This is a genomic window from Pseudomonas sp. 910_21 (genome assembly GCF_052850735.1).
On the sequence record NZ_VXCY01000005.1, the window covers coordinates 72,686 to 86,426 of the forward strand.

The 13,741-nt window shown below is 63.5% G+C and carries 9 protein-coding genes; 7 read left to right on the forward strand and 2 right to left on the reverse strand.

The window, feature by feature from the left end; translation table 11 throughout:
- Window positions 1–275: 275 nt before the first annotated feature.
- Both FW796_RS17090 and FW796_RS17095 read right to left on the reverse strand, forming a co-directional pair.
- Window positions 276–653 carry a VOC family protein gene (locus tag FW796_RS17090; RefSeq protein WP_346636211.1) on the reverse strand — a complete coding sequence of 126 codons (378 nt, stop codon included), beginning with the start codon at window positions 651–653 and terminating at the stop codon, window positions 276–278.
- Window positions 654–728: 75 nt separating this feature from the next.
- Complete coding sequence (locus tag FW796_RS17095; protein ID WP_446439623.1) at window positions 729–1,610, reverse strand: LysR family transcriptional regulator; 882 nt, start codon at window positions 1,608–1,610, stop codon at window positions 729–731.
- A 104-nt stretch (window positions 1,611–1,714) separates the two neighbouring features.
- Between FW796_RS17095 and FW796_RS17100 the strand changes: the two genes are divergently transcribed.
- The 7 genes from FW796_RS17100 (at window position 1,715) to FW796_RS17130 (ending at window position 13,740) form a co-directional block, all read left to right on the forward strand.
- Window positions 1,715–2,212 (forward strand): GlcG/HbpS family heme-binding protein, encoded by a 498-nt coding sequence (locus FW796_RS17100; RefSeq protein WP_446439624.1) that lies wholly within the window; start codon window positions 1,715–1,717, stop codon window positions 2,210–2,212.
- Window positions 2,209–3,750 carry an MFS transporter gene (locus tag FW796_RS17105; RefSeq protein WP_446439625.1) on the forward strand — a complete coding sequence of 514 codons (1,542 nt, stop codon included), beginning with the start codon at window positions 2,209–2,211 and terminating at the stop codon, window positions 3,748–3,750. The genes FW796_RS17100 and FW796_RS17105 overlap by 4 nt, the downstream gene beginning before the upstream one ends.
- 139 nt (window positions 3,751–3,889) lie before the next feature.
- Window positions 3,890–4,954, forward strand: a complete 1,065-nt coding sequence (locus tag FW796_RS17110; RefSeq protein WP_446439626.1) for an NAD(P)/FAD-dependent oxidoreductase — start codon at window positions 3,890–3,892, stop codon at window positions 4,952–4,954.
- Window positions 4,955–5,040: 86 nt separating this feature from the next.
- Window positions 5,041–6,783 (forward strand): ubiquinone-dependent pyruvate dehydrogenase, encoded by a 1,743-nt coding sequence (gene poxB / locus FW796_RS17115; protein WP_346636207.1) that lies wholly within the window; start codon window positions 5,041–5,043, stop codon window positions 6,781–6,783.
- A 282-nt stretch (window positions 6,784–7,065) separates the two neighbouring features.
- Window positions 7,066–9,051, forward strand: a complete 1,986-nt coding sequence (locus FW796_RS17120; protein WP_446439627.1) for a type VI secretion system Vgr family protein — start codon at window positions 7,066–7,068, stop codon at window positions 9,049–9,051.
- A 26-nt stretch (window positions 9,052–9,077) separates the two neighbouring features.
- Window positions 9,078–9,527, forward strand: coding sequence for a DcrB-related protein (locus tag FW796_RS17125; RefSeq protein WP_446439628.1), 450 nt, complete (start codon window positions 9,078–9,080; stop codon window positions 9,525–9,527).
- A gap of 43 nt (window positions 9,528–9,570) precedes the next feature.
- The gene (locus FW796_RS17130) at window positions 9,571–13,740 is read left to right on the forward strand and encodes an RHS repeat-associated core domain-containing protein (protein ID WP_446439629.1); all 4,170 of its coding nucleotides are present in this window, start codon (window positions 9,571–9,573) and stop codon (window positions 13,738–13,740) included.
- Window position 13,741: the final 1 nt, after the last annotated feature.

The following is a 13,741-nucleotide window of genomic DNA, read 5'->3' on the forward strand; positions in this document are numbered from 1 at the left end:
CAACCTTGGTGGCGGGCTGGTCAGGGCGGGAAGTGGCAAAAGCCGGGGAAGTACGGCCGGGAGAATGACTGCCTGAGCGTCTGCGTCTCAATGTGGCCGGAGGGCGCGAGAAGTCATGGGGCAAAGCGAAGGAAGAGCGCCGACTGGGGGGCTCCGAGAGCGTGTTCATGCAAGTCCTGAGTGAAAAAACGGACTTGGAGGTTACAGGGGCGGCGGCGCTTTCCCCCAGCGGGAAATCATTACAAAAGTTTATCCGTACCGCCCCCGTAGCCGCCCTACACCCGCTCGGCAATCTCGATGAGGTTCAGGTCCGGGTCCCGCAGGTACACCGAGCGGATCGGCCCTGTGGCTCCGGTGCGCAACACGGGGCCTTCGATGATCGGCCAGTTGACCTGCTGCAGATGGGCAATCACCTGCTCCAGGGGCACGCTGGCGATGAAGCACAGGTCCAGCGCGCCCGGTACCGGCAGGTGGGCCTTGGGTTCGAATTCCTGGCCACGCACATGCAGGTTGATCTTCTGCCGGCCGTACTTGAAGGCCTTGCGCCCGCCGGCAAAGGTCTCCAGTTGCATGCCTAGCACGCGGACGTAGAAGTCCTCGGCGGCAACCGGGTCGATGGTGGTCAGTACCAGGTGGTCAAGGTGGTCGATCATCGAAGGCGCAGCTCCTGAAGCTAGAAGAATGGCCCGGGGATTATGCAACCCGGACCGTCGCTTGAACATGCCGCTTCAGGCCTTGCTGCGGTACTCGCGCCGTACCTGTTCGATGTAGCGCACCACTGCCGGTGCCTGTTCAAAACGCCGGTGGATCAGCGACAGCCAGGACGTCGCCGAGCTGCCGCCAATCGGCCGGTACAACACATGGGGCAGGCTGATGTGGCCCACCACCGACTCCGGCACCACCGCCACGCCCTGCCCCAGGGACACCAGGGCCAGCACCGCTACCAGGCCGCCGGGCTGGGGCCCCAGTTTGGGGGCGTAGGCGCCCTGGGCCGCCACCTGCAAGGTGCCGCTGATCTGCTCCGGAAGAATGAAGGTTTCATTGAGCAGGTGTTCGGAGGCGATCTGCGGCAGGCGGCACAGCCAGGATTCATCGGACAGCGCCAGGACAAAGCCCTCGGCATCCAGGCGAATGGCCTCGACGCCTTCCGGCAGGGTCATGGGCGAGCGGATGTAGCCCACGTCCAGGCGGCCATCGGCAATCCGCGCCGGCAGCGTCGCCATTGGGCACTCGCGCACGTTGAGGCTGACGTCCGGGCAGTCGCGGCCAAAGCCCTGCACCTGCTTCTGCAACAGCCCGGAATACACCGCCGAGGCCACGTAGCCCAATTCGATATGGCCGATCTCACCGCGTCCGGCGCGCTGGGCGTTGCGCTGGGCGAACTCGAACTGGCGCACCGTGGCCTCGGCCTCCAGCAGCAGGGTGGCGCCGGCCTCAGTCAGGCTGACCTCACGCTGCTGACGCAGGAACAGCCGGGTGCCGAGGACTTTTTCCATGTCCTGGATCTGTCGGCTGAGGGTTGGCGGGGCGATCCCCAATTGCTCGGCGGCGCGGGTGAAATTGCGCTGCCGGGCCACTGCCAGGAAGTAGCGAAAGTGACGAATTTCCATGATAGGCATTAGCTCAAAGGTAATGAACTGGTCGCCAGCGGCTAACAAAGACCGCTAAAGGCCGGGATAAGCTGAGCAAACCTTCACAGTAGAGAGCCTCTGCCATGCGCGTCAAACCCCTGTTTCTGGCAATGATCAGCTGCTGCGTGCTGCAGACCGCGGCAGCCGAGGAAAGCCGGCCTATCGTTGCCCACAAGGCAATCATCACCCTGGACAACGCCCAGCGCCTGCTCAGGGCCGCCCAGCAAACCGCCCAGGCCAAGGGCTGGCCCTGCGCCGTGGTGATCGTCGACGACGGCGGCTGGCCGATACTCGGCGCACGCATGGACGGCGCCCCGGTGGTGGCCGGAATCGAGCTGGCCCAAGGCAAGGCACGCACCTCGGCATTGTTCAAACGGCCTTCCGGGGACCTGGAAAACGCCGTCAATGGCGGCCGCCCCGCCGCCCTCAGCGCCGGCCTGCTGATGATGAAAGGCGCACAACCGATCATCGTCGACGGCCAGGTGATCGGCGCCATCGGGGTCAGCGCCGACACCCCGGCCCACGACGATGAAATCGCCCTGGCCGCCCTCGCCACCCTCAGTCGGCAGACCGCGCCATGAGCCGCGCCATCAACCCGCGCCTGACCCTGCTGACCGCATCCGGGGTCTGTTCGCTGATCGTTCTCGACACCAACATCGTCGCCGTGGCCCTGCCGAGCATCGCCCGCGACCTGGGGGCCAACTTCGCCGACATCGAATGGGTGGTCAGTGCCTACATGCTGGCCTTCGCCGCTCTGCTGCTGCCGGCGGGCAGCCTGGCCGACCGCTTCGGGCGCAAGCGGACCCTGCTCTGCGGCCTCGGCCTGTTCATCCTCGCCTCCCTGGGCTGCGGCGCCGCGCCCAACGCCTTGCTGCTGGACGTCGCCAGGGCCCTCAAAGGCGTCGGCGCAGCGCTGTTGCTGACGTCGGCCCTGGCCTCCATCGGCCATACCTTCCATGACGAAGTGGAGCGGGCCAAGGCCTGGGCCTTCTGGGGTGCCTGCATGGGCATGGCCATGACCGCCGCGCCCACGGTCGGTGGCTTGATCACTGAATACTTCGGCTGGCGCTGGATCTTCTACTTCAACCTGCCGGTAGGCGCCCTGTTGCTGTGGAGCGTGCTGCGCAACGTACCGGAATCCCGGGATACCCAGGCAGCGCGCCTGGACCCCTGGGGCAGCCTGGCCTTCAGCGCCAGCCTGCTGTGCCTGATCTGGGGCCTGATCGAAGCCAACCGCATCGGCTGGAGCCACCCGGCCACCACCACACGGCTGTTGGCGGGCGTGGCGCTGCTGGGGCTGTTCGTGCTGATCGAGCGCCTGCAACGCCGGCCCATGGTCGACCTGCAGCTGTTTCGCCACCCGCGTTTCATCGGCGCCCTGCTGGGCATGTTCGCCTACGCCGGCTGTGCCCAAGTGATGATGACGTTGCTGCCCTTCTACCTGCAGAACGGTCTGGGCTTCTCCGCCATTGCCTCGGGTCTGGGCATGCTGCCCTTCGCCCTGACCATGCTGATCTGCCCCCGGATCGGCGCCCGCCTGGCCGGGCGCTACACCCCCGCCGCCCTGATGGCCGCCGGACTGACCCTGGTGGGCTGCGGCAACCTGCTCAGCGCCTGGGCGGTGCATGCCGGGGGCTATCTGAGCTTCGCGATGGCGATTGCCGTGACCGGTGCTGGAGCCGGCCTGCTCAACGGCGACACACAGAAAAACATCATGGCCTGCGTGCCCCGGGAACGCACCGGCATGGCCTCGGGCATGAGCACCACCATGCGCTTCAGCGCCATCATGCTGGCCATCGGCGTGTTCGGTGCATTACTGGCCAGCCATACCCAGCAACGGCTGCAAGGCAGCCTCAGCCAGGTGCCCGGGCCCTGGCTGGCCCAGGCGCCGGACATCGCCTCGCGGGTGGTGGCCGGGGATATGCAGGGCGCCTTGGCGAGCCTGCCGGAAAGCGCCCGCGCCCTGATTGAACCCCTGGCCCTGCAAGCCTTTGTCGGCGGCTTCGGACTGGTGCTGACAGTGGCAGGCATTCTCGCCCTGCTTGGGGCCCTGGTGGTGGGCCGGCTGATGCGCAACCCCCTGCCCCAGGCCCAAGGGTTGGTGCTGAAAGCCCAATGAAACATGGGGTTGCCGGCTGGCCCCATGGGCCGCTGCCAAAACGGGCAGCGGCCCGCCGCTTGCAATTTCATAACATTCAATAAATTGCTGGCGCAATAAACGGCCGATTAAGGTACAGCCCTCAGCAGACGAGGTCAGCGTGAAGCCTTCAAATGTGATTGTGGTCGGTGCCGGCATTGTCGGTGCATCCATCGCTTACCACCTGGCCCGACAGGGCGCGCAGGTCACGGTGATCGAGCAAGCCACTCCAGGTTCCGGGGTCACCCGTCATTCCTTTGCCTGGATCAACCCCCACGGCGAGTTCCCGGCAGCCGCTCGGCCGCTGCGCTCCCTGGCGCTGGCGGACTACCGGCGCCTGCAGCAGGAGTTGCCCCGGTTGCCGATTCAATGGACGGGAGCACTGTCCTATGCCGAGGCCGGCCAGGACTCGACAGACACCGATGACCAAGAGCCGATGTCGTCCGCCCACTGGATCGACCGTGCCCGGATCGGGGCGCTTGAACCCAATCTGCAAGTGCTGCCGGAGCGAGCCCGGTACGCCCCCGGCGAAGGCAGTCTCGACCCGGTAGCCACCACCCTGGCCCTGCTCGAAGGGGCCCGCGCCCATGGCGCCCGGGTGCTCACCCAGACGCCGGTACAGGGGTTGCTGGTAGAGGGCCGGCGCGTGCTCGGCATCACCACTGCGGCCGGGCCTCGCCTTGCCGACCACGTCGTCCTGGCAGCGGGCTGCGCCACCCCTGAGCTGTTGGCGCCCCTGGGAATCGAGCTGCCAGTGCAGGCCTCGCCGTCGATCCTGATCCGCTTCGATGCCCCGCCCGGCCTGGTCAAGACCCTGGTTTCCAACAACCTGCTGGAGATTCGCGAAGCGGCGGACGGCAGCCTGCTGGCGGCGGAAGACTACATCGACGACAGCGGCCCTCAAGGACCCGAAGCCATCGCGCAGCAAGCCATGGCCACAATCCGCCGTTTGTTCCGTGGCGCCGAAGAGATAGCCCTGCGCAGCGTTGAAGTTGGTCAGCGCCCGATGCCCCGCGACCAGTTGCCGATCATTGGCTCGAGCGAGCAGTACCAGGGCCTGTATCTGGCGGTGATGCATGCCGGAGTGACCCTGGCGCCCACCATCGGCCGCCTGATCAGCCAGGAGCTGCTGCTGGGCCAATGCTGTGCCGAGCTTGCCTCGTGCCGCCCGGCACGTTTGGGCTGACACCACAGTCTTGCGGAATCATCCGCCCTTGCCTGCTGTCCTCTTTTGATCGCGACCACTTCTTGATCGGACAGCAGGAGCATTCCATGGCGAACATCAGCATTGCCCGACAACTGGCGAACACCCTCGAGCAGGCCGGGGTCAAGCGCATCTGGGGACTGACCGGCGACAGCCTCAACGGCCTCACCGACGCCCTGCACAGCATGCAGACCATTGAGTGGATGCACGTGCGCCACGAGGAAGTGGCGGCCTTCGCGGCCGGTGCCGAAGCCGCTGCCACCGGCAAGCTGGCGGTATGCGCCGGCAGTTGCGGGCCGGGCAACCTGCACTTGATCAATGGCCTGTTCGACTGCCATCGCAACCATGTACCGGTGCTGGCCATCGCCGCGCAGATCCCCTCCTCGGAGATCGGCCTCGACTACTTTCAGGAAACCCACCCTCAGGAGCTGTTCAAGGAGTGCAGCCACTTCGTCGAACTGCTGAGCAACCCGGCGCAGATGCCGCAGGTGCTGCACCGGGCCATGCGCAGCGCGATCCTCAATCGCGGCGTGGCGGTGGTGGTGATTCCCGGTGACGTGGCCCTGCAACAGGTGCCCGCCACCAGCAAGCCCTGGCCGACGCTGCACCCGCCGCGCACCCTGCCCGCCCCCCAGGACCTGGACCGACTGGTGGAGCTGCTGAGCCAGAGCAAGGCCGTGACTCTGCTCTGCGGCAGTGGCTGCGCCGGCGCCCATGATCAGGTCGTGGCTCTGGCCGATGCCCTCGGCGCCCCGGTGGTGCATGCCTTGCGCGGCAAGGAACACCTGGAATGGGACAACCCCTTCGACGTCGGCATGACCGGCCTGATCGGCTTCAGCTCCGGCTACCACGCCATGCTCAACTGCGACACCCTGGTGATGCTCGGCACCGACTTTCCCTATCGCCAGTTCTACCCCAGCGACGCCTGCGTGATACAGATCGACCGCAACCCCCAGGCCCTGGGCCGACGCGTCAGCCTGGACCTGGGCATCGCCGCCGACGTCGGCGAAACCCTCGCCGCCCTGCTGCCGCGCCTCCCCTACCAGGGCGATCGCGGCTTCCTCGAAGAATCGCTGCAGCACTACGCCAAGGCACGCCAGGGCCTGGACGACCTGGCCCAGCCTTCAGCGCCCGGGCGACCGATCCACCCGCAATACCTCACCCGCCTGCTCAGCGAACTGGCCGACGACGATGCCATCTTCACCGCCGATGTCGGCACCCCCACGGTGTGGGCCGCACGCTACTTGAAGATGAACGGCAAACGCCGCCTGCTGGGCTCCTTCAACCACGGCTCCATGGCCAACGCCATGCCCCAGGCCATGGGCGCCCAGGCCGCCTTCCCTCGGCGCCAAGTGATCTCGCTGTCCGGCGACGGCGGTTTCAGCATGCTGATGGGGGATTTCATTTCCCTGGCCCAACTCAAGCTGCCGGTGAAGATCGTGGTCTACGACAACGCCTCCCTGGGCTTTGTGGCCATGGAGATGAAATCCGCCGGGTACCTGGACATCGGCACCGACCTGCACAACCCGGACTTTGCCGCCATGGCCAACGCCATGGGCATCCTCGGCCTGCGCGTGGAGAACTCCGAAGAGCTCGAAGGCGCCCTGCGCACCGCCCTGGCTCACGACGGCCCGGTGCTGGTGGACGTCATCACCGCCACCCAGGAACTGGCCATGCCGCCGGCAATCAAGCTGGAACAGGCCAAGGGCTTCAGCCTGTACATGCTCAAGGCCGTGATGAGCGGGCGTGGTGACGAGGTGGTGGAGCTGGCCAGGACCAATTGGTTGAAAGGCAAGTGGTTCAATCGTTAGGGCCAGGAAGCGCCATGTATGCCGCCAGGGTTTAACCGGCTAGTCATCGGTGCCCGCTTCGACTGATGCAGCCAGTGAGCTTGAGCGGGGTCATGACCTGAGTGGGTCAGTCATAACCTCGCTGCTTGCTGCGGAAAGCCAAGCCAGGTGCGGAAAATTCAACTGACTTTCCAGACTCGTCTCATATTAGCGTTTGCGCACCCTTTGCTAGGTTGAGCGCCACTTTGCACCCGGGCCAGGTACGGCACGGGTCTGGCCTCTCTCAAGCTTAAGGATGAGCCTATGTTCGCGCCGGCCGACACTGCGCATTTCGTGCTGTCCATCCCTTCTGTTCGCCACGACTTCAAGGTGCTGGCCTTCAAGGGCCGCGAAGCCATCAGCGAGCTGTATGCGATCCATATCGAGCTGGTTTCGGACAACCCCAACATCGATCTGGAAAGCCTGCTCAACCAACCGGCGTTCTTGCAGTTCGGCCTCAAGGGTGAAGGCATCCACGGCCTGATCGACGACATCGAAATCGGCGACAGCGGCAAGCGCATGACCCACTATCACCTGATCCTGCGCCCGCACCTTTACCAGTTGCAGCACCGCCACAACCAACGGTTCTACCAGAACCTGACGGTGCCGCAGATCATTGCCAAGGTGTTCAAGGAACACGGCATCCTCGCCGACCAATACCGCTTCAACATTGCCCCCAAGCCGTCGCTGCCCCGGGTGTATTGCGTGCAATACGGCGAGACGGATTTCCAGTTTCTACAACGTCTGTGCTTCGAAGACGGCATTCACTGGCACCACGAACACAGCCTCGACCAGCACCTGCTGGTATTTTCCGACAATCAGACCGACTACCCGATCCTGGCCCATGCGCGCTATCAACAAGGCAGTGGCCTGGCCGCCGAAGACCCGGTGGTCAGTCATTTCGCGGTGCGTTTCAGCACCCGCACCAGCCAGGTGGTGCGCCGCGACTACGACCTGAAAAAGCCCGATCCACGCGGCGCGTCCAACGGCGCCAAGCTCGATCCGGTGCCCAGCACCCTGCACAGTTCCGCACAGAGCGAGGCAGCGCCGATCCTGGAGGACTATCGCTACCCGGGCCACTACAACACCGGCGCAGTGGGCAAGCAGCTGAGCCAGATCGCCCTTGAAGGCCACCGTGCCGACTACCAACTGGCCAAGGGTCAGGGCGATCTAGCGAGCTTTCGCTGCGGCCATCTGGTCACCCTCAGCGAGCATCCGCGCGGCGAATACAACCAGATGTGGCTGCTGGTCAGCGTTGAACATGAAGGTCGACAACCGCAGGTGCTGGAAGAGTCGGTCACCAGCGACGACCGCCACGGCGGCTTTACCCAGGGTTACCGCAACCACTTCAGCGCCATCCCCAGCGAGATATTCTTTCGGCCGCAAGAGCCGGCCCCCAAGCCTCGACTGAGCAGCCAGACCGCGCTGGTGACCGGTCCTGCCGGTGAGGAAATCTGGTGTGACGATTTTTCGCGCATAAAAATTCAGTTTCATTGGGACCGCGAAGGCCAACGCAACGAATTCTCCAGCTGCTGGGTGCGCGTGGCCACCAGTTGGGCGGGCGAGGGTTTTGGTCACGTGATCATCCCGCGGATCGGCATGGAGGTGCTGGTCAGCTTTATCGGCGGCGATCCCGAGCAGCCGCTGGTGACCGGTTGCGTACCGAACCAGCACACGCCGGTGCCCTACCCGCTGCCGGCGAACAAGACCCGCAGCGTGTTCAAAACCCGCAGCAGCCTGGGGGGCAAGGGGTCCAACGAGTTGCGCATCGAGGACCGCGCCGGCCAGGAGCAAATCTACATCCATGCCCAGCGCGATCAGGACTGCACCGTCAAGAACAATGAAAGCCATTGGGTCGGCGTCAACCGTGTGCACTCGGTCGGCCAGGACGAAACCATCACCGTCGGCCAGAACAGCCTGAGAACGGTCAAGGTCGACGACACCCTGCAAGTCGGCGCCACCAAGAAGGACAGCATCGGCACCCAGTACTTGATCGAAGCCGGGGAAAAAATACGCCTGGTCTGCGGCCAGAGCGTTTTTGAAATGAAAGCCAGTGGGGAGATCAACCTTTATGGCTCGAAGTTCAACTTCTCGGTGACCGGCGACGCGCAGATCAATACCGGCGGTCAGCTCGACATCAATATGCCCGGCGGCGCCGCAACCACCGCCCCCGAAACGGATGGCGTCAAAGGCAACATCGATACCGAAGTCGAGGCTGCCTTCTCTCCACCACCGGCACCCACCGCCTGACCTTCATTTCCCAAGAGCAAGCACCCATGGACTACCTGATCCAGGAAGGAAAACTCACGCTGCCCAGCGGATTTCAAGATCGCAGCGTCAACATGTTCGTCCCAGGCGTCGCCCTGCCCGCGCCCTTCAGCCTGACCCTGTCCCGGGACCTCACGCTGCCCGGGGAAAGCCTGGCGGAGTATGTCGAGCGCCAGGTCGGCCTGATTGCCGCCAAGTTGCGCAAATACAAACGTCAGGACCTGCAAGAGGTCTGGCTTTCGACGCAGTCGCCGGTACCGGGCCTGCAAGTCGACGCCCATTACCAGAGCGACGGGCGTCCGGTGTACCAGCGGCAGGCCGGTTTCATCGTCTCGCCGCAGCGCGTGCTGGTGTTTTCGGCCACTAGCCAGCAGCCCTTTGACGACTCATTGAATCAGCTGTGGACAGACGTCCTGGCGAGCTTTGAGGCCCATCCTCCATCCCCGTCCAAGCCATAAGGCGCCTGCGCACTCAAGGAACGAGAGGCCTGGGAGGCCAAGCATGTTTGAAGCGGCACGGTTAAACGACGAACTGGCCCACAGCAACGCGCTGGTGGGGTTTCTGGTGGGGGCGGCGCTGGGGATCGCCTTGATTGCGGCCGTGGCCATACTCACCGTCGCCACCTGCGGATTTGGCACTGCCTTGCTGGCCGGGGTGCTTGCGGGTGTGGGAGGTATGGCACTGACCTCCGCGGGCGAAGCCATTGGGCGAATGTCCAAGGCCCCCGCCGGGGGCATCAGCAGCGGTTCGCCGGACGTATTCATCAATGGCCTGAATGCCGCACAAGTGCAGGATAGCCTGGGTATCTGCACCAAGCATCCGGCTCCTCCGATGGTGGCGGAGGGCTCGGCCAAGGTGTTTATCAACGGCCTGCCGGCGGCGCGCAAGGGCGACAAGCTGACCTGCGGCAGCGTCATCGACAGCGGCTCGGACAGCGTTTTTATCGGCGCCGAAAAAGAGCAGTACCTGGAGATCGAAGACGAGATTCCGCAGTGGCTGCGCACCACCGTCGATATCCTCATGGCCGTGGCCGGCGCCGCCGGCGGCCTACTGAAACTGGCGTTGACGGCCGGTAAAATTGGCCTGAAGGCCGTCGCCCCTTGTGCATTGAAATTTGCTGCCGGGTTTGTCGCGGGTGAACTGGCAGGACGCTTCGTCATTGGTCCGGCTATTGGCCGCGTGGCCGGTGCCCTGTTCGGCAATCCGGTGGACGCCATCAGCGGGCGCAAACTGCTTCTTGAAGAGAGCGAAACCGACTTCAGCCTGCCAGGACTGATGCCCATCACCTGGGCGCGCTTCTATGCCAGTGACCTTACCCACGAAGGCTTGCTCGGGCGCGGCTGGGTGCTGCCCTGGGAGCAAAACCTGCGCCTGGAAGACCAGCAACTGTACCTGCGCGACAACCAGGGGCGTGACCTGCCCTTGCCGCAACTGGAGCCCGGCGAGCGCGCCTACCTGACGGACGAACAACTGTTCGTGGTGCGCTCCGAAGGTGGGCACTATCTGCTGCAAAGCCTCGACAACACCTTCTTCTATTTCGGTGAGCTGGCCGACGACGGTCAGCCATCTCCCCTGCGGCGTATCGAAAACGCCCTCGGTCACTTTCTTAATTTCAGCTATGACGGTCAGCAGCGTCTGAGCGACTTGTGCGCCACGGGCGGCATTCGTCTGCACCTATGTTACGAGCAGCACGAACGACGCCTGAGCCGAGTCGAACGGGTCGTCGATAACCAGCCTGTCGAAACCCTGGTGCATTACCAATACGACGCCAACGGCCAACTGCGCCAAGTCATCAACCGCAACGGCGAACGGGTGCGAGGTTTTGCCTACGACCAGGGCCTGATGGTCGCCCACGAAAACGCCCTGGGCCTGCGCTGTCACTACCGCTGGGCGACCCTGAACGACGGTCAGCCCAGGGTCACCGAGCACTGGACCAGTGACGGTGAGCGCTACCTGTTCAGCTATGACCTGGCACAGCGTCAGACTCATATCAAAGACGTGCTCGGTCGTACTGCACGGATCGATTACAACGAAGGTCGGCGAGTTATCGCCAGCCGTGACTTTGGTGGCGAGCAGTACCGTTTCCAGCTTGATGAGTCCGGCAACATGACCGGCCTGGAGTTGCCCGACGGCAGCACCTTGAGTTTTACCTACGACAAGCTCTCGCGACTGGAGGAAGAAACCGATCCCCTGGGCCGCTCGATCCGTTACAGCTATCACCTGGACACGGACCTGATCACCACCATCGAGCGTGCCGATGGCAGTTGCCAGCGCTGGAGCTATGACCGTCACGGTAACCTGCTCGACAGCACCGACCCTTTGGGTCAGGTGACCCAGTTCTTCAACACTGACGCCGGCCTGCCCCACACCCGCATCGACCCGCTGGGCAACAACACCCGACTATGGTGGAACGAACTGGGGCAGATCGAGCAATACCAGGACTGTTCCGGTCAACTGACGCGCTATGGCTACGACAGCCACCTGCACCTGGCGAGCATCACCGATGCCCTGAAGTGCACCACGCGTCTGACCCGCAAAGCCGATGGCGAAGTGCTGCGCGTCGACCATCCAGGCGGTAGCCATGACCAGTACCGTTACAACGCCCTTGGCCAGTTGCTCAGCCACACCAATGCCGATGGCCACACCACCAGCCTGGCGCGCACGCCCCGGGGCCTGCCCAGCCAACGCAAGGACGCCCGTGGCCAGCAGGTTCACTATCAATACGACAAAGCCCAGCGCCTGATCGCTCTGCTGAATGAAAACAAGGCCGCCTACCGCTTCAGCTACGACGCCAGCGATCGCCTGCAGGAAGAAGTGCGCATCGATGGCCTGCGCCGCCGCTTCAGCTATAGCCTCAACGGCCAACTGAGCCAGTTGGAAGAAATCGCCACCAGCCCGACCCTGGTCCAGGTCACTCGTCAGCAACAATTCGAACACGACGCCGCGGGGCGTCTGCTCAGCCGGGTCACGAGCGATGCTCGCCTGGATTATCACTACGACGACGCGGACCGTCTGATCGCCGTCGAACGCCTGCCAAGCAAGGTGGGAGACGCCCTGGGCATCCGCTCCGACCGCCTGGCCTTCAGCTATGACGCCGCCGACCAACTGCTGAGCGAAAGCAGCAGCACCGGCAATCTTGCCTACCACTACGACACCCTGGGCAACCTCACCGGGCTGACCTTGCCCGACGCTCGCCAGCTCAACCAGCTCTATTACGGCAGCGGCCACCTGCACCAGATCAACCTCGATGGCCACCTGATCAGCGACTTCGAGCGCGACGCCCTGCACCGCGAAACCCTGCGTACCCAAGGCACACTCACCAGTCGCTACGGCTACGACAGCCAGGGGCGCAAAATGTGGCAAGCCGCGATCCGCCTGCCCCACGAGCAACTAAGCCAACTGCAGGAAAAAACCGACAGTCTGCTCGGCCTCCCACAACATCCCGCCACCGCCCTGCACCGCCGCTATCACTACAGCGACGGCGGTGAAGTGCAACGGATCGTCGACAAACAGCGCGGTATCACCGACTTCCACTACGACGCCAGCGGCCAACTACGCAGCCGCCAGCCGAACCACCCGCAACTGCACACCGAAGACTTTTCCTACGACCCGGCCGGCAACCTTTGCGGCAGCGGCAGTTGGCAATTCGATCGCATCCAGAACAACCGTCTGGTCGCCTTCAAAGCCCTGCGCTTTACCTACGACGACTGGGGCAACCTCAGCGAAAAAAGCAGCACCAACGGCGCAACGCAACGCTTTACCTACGACTGCGAAAACCGCCTGATCCATGCCCAGACCTGGCACGGCGCGACCCTGCACAGCGAAGCGCGCTACCACTACGACGCCCTCGGGCGACGCATCGCTAAAGCCGTCACGCAAAGCGGCCAGACCCAAGACACGACCTTCCTCTGGCAAGGCCTGCGCCTGCTGCAAGAACAACAACCACAGCGCCACAGCACCTACGTCTACGAGCCAGACAGCTACGCGCCCCTGGCGCGCATCGACACAGATCCCAAGCTGCCCGAACACCCCGGCCAGACCTACTACTTCCATACCGACCAGATCGGCACACCGCAGGAAATGACCGACGCCCAAGGGCATGTGGTGTGGCGCGCGTACTACAAAGCCTGGGGCGGATTGGAAGCGTTATCACCGAATACGGTGGAACAGAATCTGCGCTTTCAGGGGCAGTATCACGACCGGGAAAGCGGGCTGTACTACAACACCTTCAGGTACTACGATCCGGCGGTGGGACGGTTTACCACGCAGGACCCGATTGGGTTGGCGGGTGGGGAAAACCTGTATCGGTATGCGCCGAATGCGTTGGGGTGGGTTGATCCGTGGGGTTTATGTGCTTCCAAATCTACATCTAATTGGAAGAGCGTTAAAAAATACGGTCACACCTTTAACGAACATGGCGCAGGAGCAAAAAACACAAAACGATTAATGGATAGAGCTCGTGGAACAAATAACAATCAAGGGCAATGGCTTAATAATGAGCAGGCTGCAGAGTTACTCAGCAATGTCAATGTTACTAAGCCAACGAAAATTCCTATCCCTGAGGGATTAGGGCAAGTCATAAAGCCAGATGGCAGTATTACTCAAGCTAAGCATGCCCTTGTCGTCCCTAGAGGAAATGAGATCAGAACTTCCTATCCTGTCTTGGAGTAAT

Coding starts and splice junctions, on each gene's coding strand:
- FW796_RS17100 (WP_446439624.1), top strand. CDS start 1,715: ATGCGCGTCAAACCCCTGTTTCTGGCAATGATCAGCTGCTGCGTGCTG.
- FW796_RS17090 (WP_346636211.1), bottom strand. CDS start 653: ATGATCGACCACCTTGACCACCTGGTACTGACCACCATCGACCCGGTT.
- poxB (WP_346636207.1), top strand. CDS start 5,041: ATGGCGAACATCAGCATTGCCCGACAACTGGCGAACACCCTCGAGCAG.
- FW796_RS17120 (WP_446439627.1), top strand. CDS start 7,066: ATGTTCGCGCCGGCCGACACTGCGCATTTCGTGCTGTCCATCCCTTCT.
- FW796_RS17125 (WP_446439628.1), top strand. CDS start 9,078: ATGGACTACCTGATCCAGGAAGGAAAACTCACGCTGCCCAGCGGATTT.
- FW796_RS17105 (WP_446439625.1), top strand. CDS start 2,209: ATGAGCCGCGCCATCAACCCGCGCCTGACCCTGCTGACCGCATCCGGG.
- FW796_RS17130 (WP_446439629.1), top strand. CDS start 9,571: ATGTTTGAAGCGGCACGGTTAAACGACGAACTGGCCCACAGCAACGCG.
- FW796_RS17095 (WP_446439623.1), bottom strand. CDS start 1,610: ATGGAAATTCGTCACTTTCGCTACTTCCTGGCAGTGGCCCGGCAGCGC.